The organism is Croceitalea sp. P059, assembly GCF_031846365.1.
GTDB lineage: Bacteria > Bacteroidota > Bacteroidia > Flavobacteriales > Flavobacteriaceae > Croceitalea > Croceitalea vernalis.
In genome coordinates this window covers 799,518-818,765 of sequence record NZ_JAVRHW010000001.1, presented here as the reverse complement: position 1 = coordinate 818,765, position 19,248 = coordinate 799,518, and the positions used below count along the sequence as shown (strand labels likewise).

Below are 19,248 nucleotides of genomic sequence, written 5' to 3'. Positions count from 1 at the left end.
CAACATTAGCTGTTTTAAATGCTCAACCTAAAAATTCTCTTAAAGAAATTTTTAAAATGGCGATATAAACATATCTCTAACAAAACCTTTATTCAATTACTGAGTATTTTGATTGGGTTTTTAGCTGGTTTGGCAGCAGTTACCTTAAAAAACTTTACTTATTTCATTCAATCCCTACTTGAAAAAGGTATTATAATTTCTGAAAATCAGCTGTATTTCGTACTTCCAATCGTTGGTTTAACATTGGTATATCTGTATGTGAAATTCGTGAACAAGCATCCTATTGCTCATGCGATTCCGTCGATTTTATTTGCACTTTCTAAAAATAAAGGGCTGCTTTCCGCAAAGAAAATATGTACACCACTTATAACAGCACCTTTAACCGTTGGTTTTGGTGGATCTGTGGGGTTATTAGGGCCTGCCGTAAAGTCTGGCGCCGCCCTAAGTTCTAATTTTAGTAGGTTACTACATGTTGATGTCAAAACAAGATCACTTTTAATAGCCTGCGCTTCTGCAGGCGCTATTTCTTCCATTTTTCAATCTCCAATTGCTGCAATTATTTTTGCAGTTGAAGTATTTAGTTTGGACCTTACCATGTTATCGGTATTGCCCCTTTTATTGGCTTCTATTTCTGGAGTGTTGACTTCTTACTTTTTTCTAGGAAACGAAGTGTTATTTAATTTTTCAATTAGCGAAGGCTTTCAATTGAAAGATGTTCCTTTTTATATTCTTTTAGGGGTAGCCACAGCTTTTTCTTCTATCTATTTTACAAAAATGTATTTCGGTATTGTAGAACTTTTCAAGAGGTTTAAGAGTCCTAAATACAAATTATTATTTGGAGGATTAGCGATTGGTATCATGCTCTATTTTATACCACCACTCTATGGTGAAGGCTTCGGTTTCATTAATAATCTTTTAGATGGTAAACATCTACTCGCTTTAGGTCAAACCCCTTTTGATGCGTTTTTAGACAATATCTGGATAGTCATTGCTTTACTTTTTGGCATTACCATTTTTAAAGCAATAGCCATGACAACCACCCTTGCTGCTGGCGGTGCCGGAGGGGTTTTTATACCAACCATGGTAATGGGGAGTGCGCTTGGTAACGTAGTCGCAAAAGTAATTAATAATCTAGGTTTCGGATTTGAGGTCTCTGAAAGTAATTTTACTTTAATTGGTATGGCTGGCCTCATTGCCGGGGTAATTCATGCTCCTTTAACAGCTATCTTTTTAATTGCGGAAATCACTGGGGGCTATGAGTTGTTCGTCCCTTTGATGATTACGGCTAGTATTTCTTATTTAATAACAAAAAACATATTAGACTATACCATATATACTAAAGAACTAGCCGAAAAAGACGCTTTGTTAACACATAACAAAGATCAAGCTGTGCTGACATTAATGCGTTTAGATGATGTTATTGAAACCAATTTTAAAACCGTACAGCCAGAAATGACTTTGGGTGAAATGCTACTAAAATCAGTGTCTAAATCTACCCGTAATATTTATCCTGTTTTGGATAAAGAGAATAAGATGGTTGGCATTGTTCTTTTAGATGATATTCGCGAATTCATGTTTGATACTACAAAACACTACAATACTTTTGTAAAAGATTTTATGCACTCAGCACCTGAACATATTTTTTATAATACAGATTCTATGAAGCAGGTTATGCAAAAGTTTCAAGATAGTGGGGCTTGGAATCTCCCCGTTGTAAAGAATGGTATATATATGGGTTTTGTATCAAAGTCAAAACTACTCACGGCCTATAGACGTAAACTAATCAATTATTCTCGCTAATAATGAAAGTAAAATACCTCATCGTGTTAATTGTAATTGCTTCTTTTAGCTCTATTATTTATGGTTTTTCAATTAAATCTGAAAATGAATTAAGTGCCAATAAATATATCGGCTCCGGGACAGCAGGTCTTTTTTTATTGGCTATGCCCCTGTTTCTATTTAAAGAGAGTAAGGGCAAGCAAATGAAAGACTATATGTTGAATAAAGAGAATATTGAAAAAATGCAGCAAAAAGAAAAGGAAAAGGACAAACGTTAGTTCAAATTACGTCTTTGGATAAAAAACCGTTTTAGTAATTCTGCCGACTCCTTCTCTAATACACCTCCGATAACTTCAGTTTTCGGATGTAACGAAGTTCCCATTACTTTATATCCGCGTTCTAAGTCGGCTGCCCCATAGACTATTTTTGATATTTGACTCCAATATAATGCGCCCGCACACATTTGACAAGGTTCTAAAGTCACATATAAGGTGCAATTAGTCAAATATTTACCTCCTATAAAATTAGCTGCAGAAGTTATTGCCTGCATTTCGGCATGAGCAGTGACATCGTTTAACCGTTCCGTAAGATTGTGAGCACGTCCAATGATTCTATTTTTGGCCACAACAAGGGCGCCAACTGGCACTTCACCTTCTTCAAAAGCAAGTTGCGCTTCTTCCAAGGCCTTTTTCATGAAATAGTTGTCGTCGTAAGGGTCTATCATTTAAACCAATTTTATTTCAAAACTACAAATCACAAAGAAACTATAATCTTTTAGAATCGGTATTTTTGAACTAGCAATGGAGAACTTTTTAAGTAACATACAATCACCCGCTGATCTCAGAAAACTTAAAACTGAGAACTTAACTAAACTTGCCAAAGAACTGCGTGATTTTATAATTGACATTGTTGCCACCAAAGAGGGACATTTAGGAGCAAGTTTAGGTGTTATTGAATTAACCATAGCGCTTCATTATATTTTCAATACACCACAGGATAAGCTTATTTGGGATGTTGGTCACCAAGCCTATGGACATAAAATATTAACCGGTAGAAAAGATATATTTGAAACCAACCGGCAATTTGGAGGTATCAGTGGATTTCCAAAACGTGAGGAAAGTGAGTTCGATAATTTTGGCACCGGACATAGTTCTACCTCTATTTCGGCTATTTTAGGTATGGCCATTGCTTCTCAATTAAAAGGTGATTTAAAAAGAAATCACATCGCAGTTATAGGAGACGCAAGTATTGCCAGTGGTATGGCCTTTGAAGGTCTGAATCATTTGGGAGTTACCAACGCCAATGTATTGGTTATATTAAATGACAACGCCATTGGAATTGACCCAAGCGTCGGAGCACTAAAAAAGTACCTTACTAATGTAAAAAAGGGAACAGCCAAAGATGAAAATATCTTCGAATGTCTCAACCTGAATTACACAGGCCCAATAGATGGTCATGATTTAGAATTATTACTCGTTGAGCTAGAAAGACTGAAGACGATAAAGGGCCCAAAACTATTGCATGTAATTACCACTAAAGGCAAAGGCCTTCAAAAAGCAGAAGAAAATCAAGTAGTATTCCATGCCCCCGGAAAATTCAATAAAGAAACCGGGGAACGCATTCAAAAATCAAACAAAGTACAAGCACCGAAATACCAAGATGTTTTTGGTCATACTTTGGTTGAATTAGCCCAACGAAATAAAAAAATAGTAGGTATCACACCTGCCATGCCTACAGGAAGTTCTTTAAAGTATATGATGGAAAAAATTCCTGAGAGAGCTTTTGATGTAGGTATTGCTGAGCAGCATGCTGTCACCTTAGCTGCGGGTATGGCCACAGAGGGCTTAGTGCCTTTTTGTAATATTTACTCAACTTTTTTACAACGTGCGTATGACCAAGTTATTCATGATGTGGCCTTGCAAAATTTACCCGTAATATTTTGTCTGGATCGCGCTGGAATAGTAGGTCAAGACGGTCCCACGCATCATGGTGTTTTTGATTTGGCCTATTTACGATGTATTCCAAACATTAGTATTTTTTCACCTATGAATGAAATAGAATTAAGGAATATCATGTTCACCGCTCAGCAAGGTCTTGACGGTCCTATTGCTATTAGATATCCACGCGGAAGAGGAGTTACTATGGATTGGGAACAACCGTTTTCTAAAATAGAAATTGGAAAATCTAAAGAGATTAAAAAAGGAAATAAGGTAGCGTTTTTAACTTTAGGTCATATTGGTAATCAAGTGATTGAGCTTATCGCTACAATTAAAAATCCTGAAAATTTAGGGCACATTGACATGCGTTTTTTAAAACCAATTGACACCGAACAACTAACTTCAGTTTTTAAAAATTATGAGCATGTCATCACCTTGGAAAATGGCTGTGAAATTGGAGGTCTTGGTAGCGCTGTTATTGAATTTGCTAATCAGAAAAATTACACTGGCACCATAAAAGTTTTTGCCGTTGAAGACATTTTTATACCACATGGCACAACTGAAGAATTGAAGAAAATCTGCAAAATTGATATTAATTCAATTCAGAATTATCTCGCAGACATTTTATAAAGACTTACAATTGCCTACCCAAAATTTTATTGTGTAAATGTACCGCGGCACTATCTGATAGACTAGCAACAAAACAAGAAGTGTTAAGCAATATTTCATAATAAGAACCAGAATAATCTTGATAAGTATTTGGTAAGGTTCTCATTAGCAATTTGTCGTAAGTGGCGGCTTCATTATTTTTTAATTTTATCAAACAATCGGTGTACACTTCAAGTATATCAGCAATAACCTTAAAACCAGCCAATTCTTTTTCTATAACCTCATTTGACTGATATATATTAGAAATACTCAGACTAATGATATCATCAATTTGAGCTTCGTACATACTTTTATCTAATAACGCGGATTCGAAATCACCGTTTAGAATAGCCTCTTCATTCTCTTCAAAAACGCGGATAGCATCTTTTATCAAAGTGTTTATTGCCAATGCTCTTAAATAACTCAAACGATTACTAGTATTGGTCATTTGGTTATATTTTTTGGTGTTTATAGCGTCTTTGACCAGTTTTATAAAATACTCTAAAGCATAATCTTCGGAGATAAAACCCAAATTTATGCCGTCTTCAAAATCAATGATTGTATAACAAATATCATCAGCCGCTTCGACCAAATAGGTCAATGGATGTCTATAATAAGCCGTATCATCTCGCCCTTCTTTTTTTCGCAATCCTAATTCATTGGCGATATCATTAAAAACATCTTTTTCAGACTGAAAAAATCCGAACTTTTTATCTGAAATATGATTAGTTGGTTTTTTAGGCAGTGATTCTTTAGGATACTTCATAAATGCCCCAATGGTTGCATAACTCAATCGCAAACCCCCAGGGACTCCGTCTCTTGATGCCGTTAAAAGCTTTAATCCATTTGCATTACCTTCGAAATCTACTAAATCTTGGTATTCTTTATGGGTGAGTTCAGATTGATATTTCACACCTTTGCCCGTTTTAAAAAAAGCACCAATTGCTTTTTCACCACTATGACCAAAAGGAGGGTTTCCAATGTCGTGAGCTAAAGAGGCAGCCGCAACTATTGCTCCAAAATCGTTAAACTGATAACCATGCTCTTCCTTTAAATCAGGATGTTTTTCTAATATTTTTTTTCCCGCAATTCTTCCTAAACTCCTTCCAACTACAGAAACTTCAAGACTATGAGTTAAACGCGTATGAACGAAATCTCGCCTTGAACCTACATCAATAGGCATTGGAACTACCTGAGTTTTATCTTGTAAACTTCTAAATGCAGAGGAAAAAATAATACGATCATAATCCACCTCAAACCCAAGCCTTGTCTCATCTTGTAATTTACGTAGTCTTTTCTCACTGTCTCCATATCTCTTTAAAGACAATAGTTGTTCCCATTTCATTGCTTGGCCTTTATCAGGTTCTAAATGTAAAGCTATGGCTTTATTCTTACTAGTTATCAAAGTTTGATTAAGGAATCCATGAAATATTTGGTAACATTTAATTAACCTGTAAGAAGAATTATAATAGCATTTTTGCGTACTTTGACTTAATCTTATGGGGGAAAATATCTACATCTTCATGATCATTGCCTTAGCAATTTTGGCAATAACCGACCTTGTTGTTGGTGTTAGTAATGATGCAGTGAACTTTTTAAATTCTGCAATTGGTTCAAAAGCGATTTCATTTAAGACAATAATGATTGTTGCCAGCTTAGGAATTGCCTTTGGGGCCTTTTCTTCCAGTGGAATGATGGAAGTTGCCAGAAAAGGTATTTTTAATCCCACGGAGTTCGTATTTGCTGAAATCATGATCATCTTCATGGCAGTGATGATTACTGATATTTTATTACTTGACTTTTTCAATACCTTAGGAATGCCAACTTCTACGACAGTATCCATAGTATTTGAACTTTTAGGTGCCGCAGTAGCCATATCACTTGTTAAAATTATTGGTGTTGACGGAAGTTTTTCAGACTTAGGAACTTACATCAATACGGACAAAGCAACAGAAATTATTGTGGGTATATTGCTTTCTGTTTTCATTGCCTTTACCATTGGAGCTTTGGTGCAATTTATCTCAAGGGTATTAATAACCTTTAAGTACGGAAACAAACCAAAATATATTGAAGCTATTTTTGGTGGAGTAGCTATTTCTGCAATCATCTATTTCATTCTAGTTAAGGGACTAAAAAGTGCCGATTTATTTGATGAATCTGTAATACAATTTGTAAGCGAATCACCAGAACTTTTCTTACTTGCCAATTTTTTAATTTGGACATTATTATCATGGATTGTTTCTACATTTTTAAAGTGGAATATATACACCGTAGTTATCGTACTGGGCACATTTGCTTTGGCCATGGCATTCGCAGGAAATGATTTAGTAAATTTCATTGGCGTGCCAATAGCTGCTTTACAATCTTTTCAAGATTGGCAAGGGTCTGGTATTAGTCCTAACGAGTTTAATATGCAAGGGTTAACCGCGGCCGTCAGAACAGAACCCTATTTATTATTATTGGCAGGAGCCATTATGGTAATTACATTATGGTTTTCTTCTAAGGCGAAAAGTGTAGTAAAAACAAGTGTTGACCTTGCCAGGCAAGATGAAGGTGAAGAACGTTTTCAACCCAATTATTTGTCAAGACAAGTAGTTAAATTGAGCGTAGGTGCTTTTCAAAGCTTTTCAAACTTAATTCCAGATACACTAAACAAAAAAATAGACAAACAGTTCGAGGTTCCGTATGCGTATGTACCTAAAAGCAAAGTTCAAGATATGCCTGCTTTTGATTTGGTAAGAGCAGCAGTAAATTTAATGGTAGCAAGTGTATTAATCTCAATCGCTACCTCAATGAAGTTACCATTATCTACTACTTACGTTACTTTTATGGTTGCCATGGGTACCTCTTTAGCGGATAGAGCTTGGGGGGCTGAAAGTGCGGTTTACAGAGTAGCGGGAGTCCTAAATGTTATTGGTGGATGGTTCTTTACTGCTTTTAGTGCCTTTACGGCCGCTGCAATAATTGCCTATATTCTTCATTTAGGAGGTTTCGTTGCTTTAATTATATTATTACTTGTGGCAGCAACTCTTTTGATGAGAAACTATATCGCTCACAATAAAAAGTCTAAAGAAATTAAAGCTGAGGATAGTCTTAGAAGAGCCGAGAGCAGTTCTATTCAAGGGGTAATCGAAGAAAGTGCTGATAATATTGCAAAGATGATTCAACGCAGTAACAAAATTTATACTGGTGCTATTAATGGACTAGCTAGACACGATTTAGAATCATTAAAAAAGAATAGTAAAGGGGTGACTAAAATGAACAAAGAAATAGAAGGGCTTCAAAATAACATCTTCTATTTTATTAAAAACCTAGATGAATCTAGTGTTGGTGGTGCTAGTGATTTTTATATTGTTTTACTTGGTCATTTACAAGATTTAGGTCAGTCACAAGAATATATTTCAAAAATTGGACTAACTCATGTAAATAACAACCACAAAAAACTTAAATACAATCAAATTAAAGAGTTAAAAGACTTGGACCTCCATTTAGAAAAACTTTTAACGGACACTTCTGAAATTTTTAGTAGTCGTTCTTTTGACCGTATCGGAGATTTATTAGCCACCAAAAACTCATATATTGATTTGGTTGATGAAAAAATAAAAAAACAAGTAGCTCGAACAAGAACGGAAGAATCGAGTCCAAAAAATACAACTTTATATTTCTCATTATTGACAGAGAGTAAAGACCTGATTAAAGTAACTATGAATATTCTGGAACTCTATTACACGGAACATGATAGTTCAATTGAGCCGGCCAAAATTCAAAAAGATTAATTTTAATTCATGAAGATATCTGTTTTTATTGTTGGCTTATTAATCAGTGCTAGTTCATTTTGCCAAGAATTAACAGGTGTCGAATTACTTGAAAAATCAATATCTTATCACGATCCAAGTAGTAAATGGTCGGCTTTTAATGGCAACTTTACGGTAGTTATGGAAACCCCAAATTCTTCCGAAAGAAAAAGCCAAATAGGTATTAACAGTCCAAGACAAATTTTTTCGCTACAAGTGCAGCAAGATTCAGATTCTTATTCATATTTACTTGATAAAGATTCTTGTCAAATTTTACTGAATGGCCAAAGTGAAATTGACCAAGAGAAGATTAAAAAATTTAGGTTGAATTGCGAGCGTGGTGCTATGTTCAAAAATTACTATACCTTTTTGTACGGGTTGCCAATGAAGCTGAAAGACCCTGGAACTATATTAGATTCAAAAGTTCAAACAAAAACATTTAAAGGGAAAAAATACCTGGTACTAAAAGCTACTTATAAGGCAGAAGTTGGTGATGATATTTGGTATTTTTATTTTGACCCTGAAACTTACGCAATGGAAGTTTACCAATTTTTTCATGATGAGTCTATAAATGATGGAGAATATATTCTCTTAAAGGACCAAGAAGAAATTAATGGAATCAAAATGCCTAAAACAAGAGCTTGGTATTATAACAAAGATGATAAGTACTTAGGAACTGATGTGCTCTATAAAGCCATGTAAATTTCTTAATTCATCAATTCTAAAGTAACTTCATAAAGGTCTCTATTTTCCATTTTCGATTTTAGCCAGGCATAAAAGCTCATCACAAAAATATCCTCTTGTTCACGACCGATCCACTCAAACGAATTTTCAACTCGGTCTTTAAAGTCCTCTGATGTTACAATTTTTGGGTTATCATGATAATCACTGACTAAATTCATAAAAATCAAAACCCGATCTTCTCCAATCTGACGAAGTCTTTTGTTAAAGTTGCGAGAGAAACGTTGTAGACGAATTAGCACCATGTCAAACTTATCTAACTCTATCAGTAATAGAACTTCGATAATATTCTTTTTTAACACCCATAGCCAGCCCATCTTTTTTTCATACCAATTATCAGTACGATTAAGAGTTTTAAAAACATCATATGCCGTAGCAAATTCACATTGCTGAAACAAACACATTAGTAAAAGTAATTTTTTGTTTAAAGAAGTTTCTACTCCATTGTTCAAGATCTCAAAACCATGAGAAATATTACCCGTATAAATCTGGTTTAAAGCTTTTAGAATAGCCACTTTTTCATTGAAGCCTCTTACAAAAGTTTTGGGACTGTTACTAAGAATCGTTTCAATCTTTACAATAAAGTCATCTGAAAGCTCAAAATTCTTATTTCGAAATTGTGTTACCGACATTAAATAAAGCATATTTAAATGATAGTAAATATGCTTTTGAGGCACTTCACCTTTCTTTTTTAGAACTTCATACATTTCAATCATAAAAGGTGAAACAGAATAAAAATCATTCTGCAGCTTTGCAGTAGTTGCAGTTAACTCCATTAATTGATTTAGAGATTTATAAGTAAGATCTTCATTTATCTTTAAATCAAATTCAACAAACGTTTGAATCACTATTTCATTTACAGGTTTCTTAGGGCTTTTCTGTAATTCTGATTTAATTCTGGCGTAAGCCATTGTTAAATGAAAGTCTTGCTGTGAAAGGGTTTTATTATTTTCATAATCTCCTATTATTGTATTTAAATTCCATTTCGGATTTAAAAAACAATATTGAATCTTAGTATGATAAATTTCATCAAGCAATGCGTAATTATCAATATTTTTTGCTCGAGCTTCTGCTTTTTCAAGTGTTTTAAAAGCTATTTTAGAGAGCTTTTGTTCAAAGAAAATTCTACTTGCCAATAGTAATTTCAACACCTCTAGTTCATCAGAAGATTCCTCAGCAAAACTCTTACTTGCTACAAATTCAATAAGCGTGTCTTGTACCCTTTTACAAAGTGCATTAAAAGCCCCACTAGAATCTTTTCCATAAAGAACTTCGTCAATATTCTTTGTTCGACCTGAGTCCATTAATTTTACGAAATCAATATTTCTCGTATCACCACGACGGTTTCTTTTTGCCAAAAAAAACAAAAAATCTTTCTTGTCTTTATCTGATAAGGTAGCCCAAATAGCTTTAATTGTTTTCATTAAATCATAACTTATTTATCATTTAATTATTTGATTTTAAATTATTTAAAAGTAATTTTTTCTTTTTAATCGTTATTATTACGAATATATTGTATTGGATGCAACTAAGCAAACACTACATATTTGCTCTGTAATTAAAATTTCAATTATGGAAAATCAATTATCAAATGAGAAAGGCAATGCACTTTTTCAGAAAAAAGAAATGAAGGAAAAATTTGAATTGAGACCAACCTCGGCATTTATTTCCGCTTCTTGGTCAGCACTATTTATCGGCATGGTATCATACTGTATTGGTTTATGGAATGCCAATATGTGGCTCAATGAAAAGGGGTATTATTTTACTTTGCTCTTATTCGGATTATTTTCGGTGGTATCCGTTCAAAAAAGTGTTCGCGACCGTCAAGAAGGCCTACCAGTAACTGATGCTTACTATGGTATAAGCTGGTTCACTACAATAGCTTCCATCTTATTATTGATAATCGGCCTATGGAATGCTGATTTAGAACTAAGTGAAAAAGGTTTTTATGGGATGTCCTTTCTTTTAAGCCTTTTTGCAGCAGTAGCAGTTCAAAAGAATACAAGAGATGTAAAATATATTGATGAGAAAAATGATAAATAAATGCTATTAAAAAAGCGACTCTTATGGAGTCGCTTTTAAATTTTTATAAAAGTTCATCTCATCCATATACTCCCACACTGCGGCTGGTAATAGTGGTTTAATATTTTTACCCAAAGCGTGCTGTTGTCTAATAAATGTGGAAGATATTTCCATTATTGGAGCGGCAACCCGATGTATTTTAGAATGCCCTTCAAATTGATGTGCTATAACTCCCTTTGAAATTCTTGGGTATACATAAAGGCTATACCGTTCTAAAATGACCTCGTAATTTTTCCATTTATGGAATCCTTTCAAGTTATCCTCTCCCATGATTAAAGAAAAATGATAGCCCTCAGGATACTTTTCTTCTAAATGAACAAGAGTATTTACAGTATAATTAGGCTGTTGTAAATCAAACTCGATTTTACTTGGCTTTAACTTTGGATAATCTAGCGTAGCCTCTAAAACCATTTGATACCTATGGTTATTATCCAATAAGGTTTTCTTTTGCTTAAATGGACTTTGGGGCGTAATAACGAACCAAACTTCGTCTAAGTCAGAGAATTCAACCATATGATTTGCAATGGCCAAATGCCCAATATGAATTGGGTTAAAGGTCCCAAAATACAAACCAATATTCTTCATCACTCTTCTTCTGAATTACTTTTTACACCAACAAAGTTAGCTACTAAATCATGGGCCTCTTTAAGTGCAATATCTAAATCATAATTTTTAATAATAACATCAAATTGAGGCGCTGTTGCTAATTCTACTGATGCTTTGGCAATTCGCATATTGATTTTATCATCGCTTTCGGTACTCCGCTTTTTTAAGCGGATTTTCAATTCGTCAACGCTAGGTGGTTTCACAAAAACCGCTAAGGTTTCCTTTTGATACTTCTTTTTAATACGAAGCCCTCCAGCCACATCTATATCAAATATAACATTCTTACCTTCTGCCCAAAGGCGTTCTACCTCACTCTTCAAGGTGCCATAAAAATTATCACGATATACTTCTTCCCACTCTAAAAAATCTTCATTTTTAATATGATTTTTAAACTGTGAAATAGACATAAAATAGTAATGTTCTCCGTTTTTCTCTTTTCCCCTTCGAGGACGCGAAGTTGCTGAGACTGAAAAAGCAAGATTAAGTTCTTTATGAGCTAAAAGGTGCCTTACAATTGTGGTTTTACCGCTACCTGATGGTGCTGAAAATATAAGAAGCTTGCCTCCTTTACTCATAATACATTCAACATTTGTTCTTTAATTTTTTCAAGCTCATCTTTCATTTGAACTACCAATTGTTGCATAGGAGCATAATTGGCCTTTGATCCAATGGTATTGATTTCTCGACCAATTTCTTGTGAAATGAAGCCAAGTTTTTTTCCGTTAGAATCGGCAGAATTTAAGGTGGTCCTAAAATAATCTAGGTGGTTCGCTAAACGCACTTTTTCTTCGGTGATATCGTATTTCTCTAAATAATAAATTAACTCTTGTTCAAAACGATTGGCGTCTAAATCAACTTTTAAATCTGCAACTGCCTTTTCTAAACGCTCACGAATAGTTCCTAAACGATCATCATCCATGGCTTTGACTTCTTCTAAAAGACGATCCAAAGTAGTAAGTCGGTTCGTAAAATCTTTTTCTAGCACCATACCTTCCTCTGTTCTAAAGGTATTTATTGCTTTTAAAGCCTCTATTAAGGCATTTTCAATTGTTTTGAACTCTTCTGGGTCAATATCTTGTTTGTCTGTTTTTAAAGTGTCAGGCATTCTAAGAGCAATTTCTAATAGCTTTACTTCATCTCCATCCGCAATCTCTCGCAATTGCTGCATATACTTTTTTACTACCCCAGCATTCACTTCAGTAGATGTCTCCTCTCCAGTGATTTCAATATAAAGACTAAAATCAACTTTGCCTCTTATTAAAGAATCTGCAATGGTTTTACGTAACTGTAATTCTTTTTCACGAAATGCCTGCGGAATACGGGCATTAATATCTAAGTTTTTGCTGTTAAGTGATTTTAGCTCTAAACTTATTTTTTTTGAAGAAAGCTGTACGATATGCTTCCCGTAGCCTGTCATGGATTGAATCATAGAAAAAATCTAGGTTTTGCCAAAGGTAGGAAAAACAGGGATTTGTATTTAAAATTAGAATATGGTCCTAGTCTAATGCTCTTACCCAAATATTACGATAACTAACTCGACTGTTATCTTGATGGTCTTGTAATTGAATGGGGGCATCACCGTGGACAGCGTTCTTTGGCCATCCAATATATTCTGTGGTACCTTCCAATTCATAATGATCTTGAATTAAAACCCCATTATGAATAACGGTAATTGTACCTGATACTAGTTTATCGCCGCTCATGGCAAACTCAGGTGCATGGTAAATGATATCATAAGAATTCCATTCTCCACTTGGTTTTGAAGCCATCGCTAAAGGAATGGATTGCTTGTAAATAGAGCCGACTTGGCCATTAACATAAGTGTCGTTATCATTATTGTCAAGCACTTGCACCTCATATCTATTTTGAAGAAAAACACCGCTATTTGCCCTATTCTGGCCCTCGCGCTGCACCTCAGCGGGCGATTTCCATTCTACATGCAATTGCACACTTCCAAAATTTTGCTTGGTTTGTATACTCCCTGTTTTATCTTTCACGGTCATACTTCCATCTTCATTAAGTAGCCATTTAACAGCAGAACTATCTGCAACATGAATCCAGTTCTCCAGACTTGTTCCATCAAATAACACTATGGCATCGCTTGGCACCCCATTTTCACCAACAGTAACTTTTGGTGGAACAGGCTCATATATTTCAGTTTCTTCCGGCTTTGTTGGTTCTTCTTTTATCATTTTAGAAACAACTTGCGTATTGACTTCCACCTTTGCAGAATTGGTCTCTTTACAACCAAAAAATACAGCACTTAACACCATTAAACCAAGTAATTTTTTCATGCTATAATTCTTTGATTTGAATATTTCGATAAGCAACAACATCACCATGATCTTGCAAACCAATTTTACCTGTTTGATGTTTACCAAAACCATCCCAATCAGCAAATTTAGATTTTGCAACCATAGCATCCCAAGCTTCGCCGTGAACCGGAAACTCAACAATATTTTCGCCGTTTAATCGTACACTACCTTGATTGGTCTTATGATTAATAGTAATGAGGCATAAATTCCATTCTCCAACAGGTTTGACCATTTCTTTGCTTGGTGCAATCATGTCATACAAAGCACCGGCCTGATGGGTGGTACCCGCTTTAGCATCTGGGTGCGCGATATTATCTAAAACCTGAATCTCTGGACCTGTTTCATAAGGTTGACCATATTTTGAATCTTCCAATATGCCCCAGAAAATACCACTATTACTTGCCTCATTTACTTTCCATTCTAAGGAGAGCACAAAATTGGTATACTCTTTATCAGAAACTATATTATAACTTTTCCCATTACGTTCTTTTGGAGGATAAAAAACCATTGCTCCATCTTCCAATTTCCAAGCATCAGAAACCCCTTCTCCCAAATACTCATGCCAGCCATCAAATGATGTGCCGTCAAAAAGCATTACCCAGTCATTTGGCATTGTTTCCATAATAACTTCTTTCTCAGGTTCTGTAACTGCGTTTTCTTTTTTCTCTTTTTGTTTGCAACTAAAGAGCAAAACGATTACGGTAAGGGTGATTACTTTTTTCATATCAATTAGCTATTTTAATTAAAAGCCCATTATGGGCTTTATAATCCTAAAATTCTTTTTAATTCTTCTTTATCAATATCGGCTCCGGCAAAATCATCAAAAGTTTTTTGCGTTGCTTCAATAATATGATCTTGTATAAACTTGGCACCCTCTCGCGCGCCTTGTTCAGGGCTTTTGATAACACACTCCCACTCCATAACCGCCCAAACATCACATCCATATTGCGTTAACTTTGAGAATATGGTTTTAAAGTCAATTTGTCCGTCGCCTAAAGAACGGTATCGTCCAGCTCTATCAGACCAATCATTATACCCGCCAAAAGCTCCTTTTTTACCTGTTGGATTAAACTCAGAATCCTTTACATGAAATGATTTTATGAATTCATGGTAATGATCTATATAAGTGATATAATCTAATTGTTGTAATACAAAATGACTAGGGTCATAGAGTATATTGACCCGTTTATGATTTCCTGTTGCCTCCAAAAATCGTTCAAAAGTATCTCCATCGTGTAAGTCCTCACCTGGATGAATTTCATAACAAACATCGACGCCTTCTTTATCAAAATGATTTAAGATAGGCATCCATCTTTTGGCCAATTCTTCAAATCCCATTTCCACTAAGCCCGCCGGTCTTTGCGGCCAGGGATGCATGGTATGCCATAACAATGCGCCTGAAAAAGTTGCATGAGCATTAATCCCTAATCTGCGACTAGCTGTAGCTGCCTTTTTAACTGTTTCAACTGCCCAAGCCGTTCGTTCTTTTGGCTTCCCTTTTAAAGCGTCAGGAGCAAAATTATCAAACATTATATCATAGGCTGGGTGAACTGCCACTAGTTGACCTTGAAGGTGCGTAGATAACTCTGTAATTTCCAATCCGTATGAATTGATTTTCCCCTTTAACTCATCACAATAATCTTGACTTTCTGCCGCTTTATCTAGGTCGATTAAAAAAGATTCCCACGTTGGAATTTGAATACCTTTATACCCTAAATCGGCTGCCCATTTGCACATACCATCCAATGTATTGAATGGAGCTTTGCTATCAACAAACTGTGCTAAAAAAACTGCTGGACCTTTAATTGTCTTCATTATCATCAATTTTTTGAACGATTTTTTCCTAAAACTATAAGGAATATCGCCTATATTTAAGAATTATACTTTTGATTTTATAAGCCATGCTATGTAAGCTTATAAATATAGCGATTTAGCCAATACTCAAAACAACAAAAATGAATCAAAATACAGTTTACGATGCCATAGTAGTGGGTACAGGTATAAGCGGTGGATGGGCTGCCAAAGAGCTATGTGAAAATGGCCTAAAAACATTGGTTTTAGAAAGAGGTCCCATGGTCAAGCATATTGAAGATTACAAGACCATGAATGATGACCCTTGGGATATGCCTTTTAAGGGCACTTTGTCAAAATCAGACGAGGAAAAATACCATAAGCAACGACGCGTTAGCTGGGCCCCAACTGATGACGTAAAACACTTTTTTGTAAACGATTTAGAACATCCGTATGAAGAAACCAAAAGATTTGATTGGATTCGTGGTTATCATGTAGGCGGTCGTTCTTTAACATGGGGACGTCAAAGTTATCGTTGGAGTGATATTGATTTTGAGGCTAATTTAAAAGAAGATATTGGGGTCGATTGGCCTGTTCGGTATAAAGATATTGCTCCTTGGTATGACAAGGTGGAATCTTATATTGGTGTAAGTGGGCAAAACCTTGGTTTAAAACAACTACCTGACGGTCAGTTTCAACCTCCGATGGATCTTAACTGTGTTGAGAAAGACCTTCAGGAAGCAATGACTAAAAAGTTTGATGATGGTCGTTTATTAACTATTGGAAGAGTTGCTCATATTACCGAAAATACAACTGAATTTAAAGGAAGAGGACCATGTCAATACAGAAATCGATGCTGGAGAGGATGCCCTTTTGGAGGTTATTTTAGTAGTAATTCTTCAACACTTCCTGCTGCTGAACGAACTGGTAATATGACTTTAAGAGCAAACTCAATTGTTCACGAAATCTTATATGATGAAAGTACTAAAAAAGCTGCCGGAGTTAAAATAGTTGATGCCGAAACCGGAGATACTATTAAGTTTAAAAGTAAACTCGTCTTTTTATGTGCCTCAGCAATGGCTTCAGTTGGAATTTTGCTTCAATCAAAGTCAGCTACATTTCCTAATGGTATTGGCAACAACTATGATGAATTGGGGCGAAACATTATGGATCATCACTATAATCTTGGCGCTACAGCTAAAGTAGATGGTCATTTAGACAAGTATTATAAAGGCAGAAGACCTAATGGTTTTTATATTCCACGTTTTGTAAATATTGATGAGAAAACAAAACGAAATGATTTTTTAAGAGGATTTGGATATCAAGGTGCAGCGAGTAGAAATGATTGGTCGCAAATGGTTGCTGAAATGGGTTATGGTAAGGCGTATAAAGAAGCTATTTTAAAACCTGGAACTTGGGAAATTGGAATGACTGGTTTTGGAGAAATGCTGCCCCATCATGATAATAGAGTCACTTTGAGTATGGATAAAAAAGATAAGTGGGGTTTACCCCAACTTGACTTTGACGTAGAACTTAAGGCCAACGAACTGAAAATGCGAGAGGCTATTTTTGAAGAATCGGTTAACATTTTGAAATCAGCTGGTTTCAAAAATGTAAACACATGGGAACGTCCTTACGGTCCTGGACTTGGTATTCATGAAATGGGCGGTGCACGAATGGGATGGAATCCTAGAACCTCAGTTGTTAATAAACACAATCAAGTTCATGATGTTCCAAATGTGTATGTTACTGATGGAGCTTTTATGACCTCGGCGAGTTGTGTAAATCCATCTTTAACTTATATGGCCTTTACAGCTAGAGCAGCTAATCATGCTGCTGAACAATTCAAATTAGGTAAATTCGCTTAACAAATACTGGAATACATGGAAAACGCCTCTGCAAGAAATCTTTGGGGAGATTTTTTAGATAAACACACGGAATTTGCTTTTGAAAAAGCTCCGGAAGTTGGCTATTTTGGTGATAATGAAAAAGACGCGAACAATCTGGCAAAACTGGTCCAAAAAGAGATTAAAAGAGCTACTTCATATTCGTTATTAGGCTTACAATTACATGAAAAATCCTTGCCGAAAATTGGTGACTTTTTTATTGTAACGGATTGGAACGGAAAAGCCAAATGTATTATTAAAACCACTTCTGTAAAAATGATGCCTTATTTTTCTGTGCATGCAGAGCATGCTCGTTTAGAAGGTGAAGGAGATAAAAGTCTTGAATATTGGCAAAAAACTCATTGGGAATATTATACTCGAGAACTCGAGGAATTTAATAGAAGACCATTGGAAAGTATGATTGTTGTTTTTGAACGTTTTGAAAAAGTATTTTAAAAAGACAATGGCCGCATATAGCGGCCATTTTTATTTGAGGCGGGGTGTCAGAATAGGCTAATCCATATCTATCCAAACATTTCCTTGTTTATGTGAGGCAACTGTGCCTTCAATAAAATTCATTCCGCGAACACCATCTTCCATAGTTGGAAATTCACAATCGTTATAATCTTCTCCTCGAATTGCCTTAGCAGCTCCTAAATAAATATTCGCCATGGAATCAAAAATACCTTCGGGATGTCCGGCTGGTAATTTAGTTCCGCTTAAAGAAACTTCAGAATTATATGGATGTCCCGGTTTATATACTTGTAGTGGTTTTCCTTCCGTAAAATAATACAAGAAATTAGGATTTTCTTGCTCCCAAACAAGTCCTCCTTTTTCTCCATAAATACGAATAGCTAAGCCATTTTCTTCTCCTGTAGCTACTTGACTAGCCCGTATTACTCCTTTTACATGATTGTCCATACGAATCAATACGGTGCCATCGACATCCATTTTATTGTCTTCATATAGGTAATTAAAATCACAAAGAAGGGAACTAACTTTTAGCCCTGTAGTAAACTCAACAAGATTAAAAGCATGCACACCAATATCACCCATACATGAACTGATTCCGGCTTTGGTTGGATCCAAGCGCCATACGGATGAACGTTTTTCTTTATCATGAATTATTGGGTTAATCCAACCTTGATAGTAACGAGCATCAACTTTATGAATTTTACCCAGTTCTCCATTTTTAATCATTTCTCTCATTTGACGTACCATCGGATACCCGGTGTAGGTATGCGTTAGCGCAAATACCTTGCCTGACTTTTTATGAGCAGCTTCCAATTCTTTTGCCTCAGCATAATCCATGGTCATTGGTTTTTCACAAATCACATGAAAGCCATTATCCAATAACTTTTTTGCCATAGGAAAATGCAAAAAATTTGGCGTTTGAACTGAACAAACTTGGATACGTTCATCTTCAGGCAGTTTTAACTCTTCTTCAATTAGGGTATCAAAATCCTTATAAATTCTATTGGTAGGAATATCAATCTCTTTAGCAAAAGCAACACTTTGCTCATGGTTGGGATTGAATACTGCCCCAACAATTTGATAGTTATCATTTATGTGTGATGCAACCCGATGCAAAACACCAATAAGAGAGTCACCTCCCCCACCTAAAATTCCTAATCTAATTTTCTTTGGCATTACTTTAAATTATATAGTG

18 protein-coding genes are annotated in these 19,248 nt (G+C 35.3%); 8 read left to right on the top strand and 10 right to left on the bottom strand.

Translation table 11 applies throughout. The features are described from left to right. Positions 1 to 18: 18 nt before the first annotated feature. Both RM542_RS03640 and RM542_RS03635 read left to right on the top strand, forming a co-directional pair. Entirely contained in the window at positions 19 to 1,800 is a 1,782-nt protein-coding gene (locus RM542_RS03640; protein WP_311384351.1) for a chloride channel protein, read from the top strand. A gap of 2 nt (positions 1,801 to 1,802) precedes the next feature. After that, positions 1,803 to 2,057: a hypothetical protein gene (locus RM542_RS03635; RefSeq protein WP_311384350.1), complete on the top strand. Its 255-nt coding sequence runs from the start codon at positions 1,803 to 1,805 to the stop codon at positions 2,055 to 2,057. On the opposite strand, the gene RM542_RS03630 is transcribed toward RM542_RS03635, so the two are convergent. Continuing rightward, positions 2,054 to 2,503: a nucleoside deaminase gene (locus RM542_RS03630; protein WP_311384349.1), complete on the bottom strand. Its 450-nt coding sequence runs from the start codon at positions 2,501 to 2,503 to the stop codon at positions 2,054 to 2,056. The two genes, RM542_RS03635 and RM542_RS03630, sit on opposite strands and share 4 nt — an antisense overlap. A gap of 76 nt (positions 2,504 to 2,579) precedes the next feature. Between RM542_RS03630 and RM542_RS03625 the strand changes: the two genes are divergently transcribed. Then, positions 2,580 to 4,346 (top strand): 1-deoxy-D-xylulose-5-phosphate synthase, encoded by a 1,767-nt coding sequence (locus RM542_RS03625; protein ID WP_311384348.1) that lies wholly within the window; start codon positions 2,580 to 2,582, stop codon positions 4,344 to 4,346. A gap of 4 nt (positions 4,347 to 4,350) precedes the next feature. Here RM542_RS03625 and dgt read toward each other — a convergent pair whose 3' ends face one another. Further along, positions 4,351 to 5,709, bottom strand: a complete 1,359-nt coding sequence (gene dgt, locus RM542_RS03620; protein WP_311384892.1) for a dGTP triphosphohydrolase — start codon at positions 5,707 to 5,709, stop codon at positions 4,351 to 4,353. A gap of 154 nt (positions 5,710 to 5,863) precedes the next feature. Between dgt and RM542_RS03615 the strand changes: the two genes are divergently transcribed. Both RM542_RS03615 and RM542_RS03610 read left to right on the top strand, forming a co-directional pair. Further along, a complete protein-coding gene (locus RM542_RS03615; protein ID WP_311384347.1) occupies positions 5,864 to 8,140 on the top strand; it encodes an inorganic phosphate transporter in 2,277 nt (758 codons plus the stop codon). A gap of 9 nt (positions 8,141 to 8,149) precedes the next feature. Beyond that, the gene (locus RM542_RS03610) at positions 8,150 to 8,860 is read left to right on the top strand and encodes a DUF6503 family protein (protein ID WP_311384346.1); all 711 of its coding nucleotides are present in this window, start codon (positions 8,150 to 8,152) and stop codon (positions 8,858 to 8,860) included. Positions 8,861 to 8,865: 5 nt separating this feature from the next. Here the strand turns inward: RM542_RS03610 and RM542_RS03605 are convergent, their stop codons facing one another. Continuing rightward, positions 8,866 to 10,323, bottom strand: a complete 1,458-nt coding sequence (locus RM542_RS03605) for a hypothetical protein (protein ID WP_311384345.1) — start codon at positions 10,321 to 10,323, stop codon at positions 8,866 to 8,868. A 148-nt stretch (positions 10,324 to 10,471) separates the two neighbouring features. Here RM542_RS03605 and yiaA point away from each other — a divergent pair, with 148 nt between their 5' ends. Further along, positions 10,472 to 10,942 (top strand): inner membrane protein YiaA, encoded by a 471-nt coding sequence (gene yiaA, locus RM542_RS03600; protein WP_311384344.1) that lies wholly within the window; start codon positions 10,472 to 10,474, stop codon positions 10,940 to 10,942. A gap of 21 nt (positions 10,943 to 10,963) precedes the next feature. Here the strand turns inward: yiaA and nadD are convergent, their stop codons facing one another. The 6 genes from nadD to RM542_RS03570 form a co-directional block, all read right to left on the bottom strand. Beyond that, complete coding sequence (nadD, locus tag RM542_RS03595; RefSeq protein WP_311384343.1) at positions 10,964 to 11,566, bottom strand: nicotinate (nicotinamide) nucleotide adenylyltransferase; 603 nt, start codon at positions 11,564 to 11,566, stop codon at positions 10,964 to 10,966. Beyond that, positions 11,566 to 12,162 carry a guanylate kinase gene (gmk, locus tag RM542_RS03590; protein ID WP_311384342.1) on the bottom strand — a complete coding sequence of 199 codons (597 nt, stop codon included), beginning with the start codon at positions 12,160 to 12,162 and terminating at the stop codon, positions 11,566 to 11,568. Before gmk ends, nadD begins: the two co-directional genes overlap by 1 nt. Beyond that, positions 12,159 to 13,016, bottom strand: a complete 858-nt coding sequence (locus RM542_RS03585; protein ID WP_311384341.1) for a YicC/YloC family endoribonuclease — start codon at positions 13,014 to 13,016, stop codon at positions 12,159 to 12,161. The genes gmk and RM542_RS03585 overlap by 4 nt, the downstream gene beginning before the upstream one ends. A 67-nt stretch (positions 13,017 to 13,083) precedes the next feature. After that, positions 13,084 to 13,881, bottom strand: coding sequence for a DUF1080 domain-containing protein (locus RM542_RS03580; protein WP_311384340.1), 798 nt, complete (start codon positions 13,879 to 13,881; stop codon positions 13,084 to 13,086). Position 13,882: 1 nt separating this feature from the next. Beyond that, positions 13,883 to 14,626 carry a DUF1080 domain-containing protein gene (locus RM542_RS03575; RefSeq protein ID WP_311384339.1) on the bottom strand — a complete coding sequence of 248 codons (744 nt, stop codon included), beginning with the start codon at positions 14,624 to 14,626 and terminating at the stop codon, positions 13,883 to 13,885. Positions 14,627 to 14,664: 38 nt separating this feature from the next. Then, a complete protein-coding gene (locus RM542_RS03570; protein WP_311384338.1) occupies positions 14,665 to 15,717 on the bottom strand; it encodes a sugar phosphate isomerase/epimerase in 1,053 nt (350 codons plus the stop codon). A 140-nt stretch (positions 15,718 to 15,857) separates the two neighbouring features. On the opposite strand from RM542_RS03570, the gene RM542_RS03565 reads away from it, so the two are divergent. Next, on the top strand, positions 15,858 to 17,561 hold the full coding sequence (locus RM542_RS03565; RefSeq protein WP_311384337.1) for a GMC family oxidoreductase: 1,704 nt from the start codon (positions 15,858 to 15,860) through the stop codon (positions 17,559 to 17,561). A 15-nt stretch (positions 17,562 to 17,576) separates the two neighbouring features. Next, positions 17,577 to 18,035, top strand: coding sequence for an ASCH domain-containing protein (locus RM542_RS03560; RefSeq protein WP_311384336.1), 459 nt, complete (start codon positions 17,577 to 17,579; stop codon positions 18,033 to 18,035). A 57-nt stretch (positions 18,036 to 18,092) separates the two neighbouring features. Here RM542_RS03560 and RM542_RS03555 read toward each other — a convergent pair whose 3' ends face one another. Further along, positions 18,093 to 19,229, bottom strand: a complete 1,137-nt coding sequence (locus tag RM542_RS03555) for a Gfo/Idh/MocA family oxidoreductase (RefSeq protein WP_311384335.1) — start codon at positions 19,227 to 19,229, stop codon at positions 18,093 to 18,095. Positions 19,230 to 19,248 lie beyond the last annotated feature (19 nt).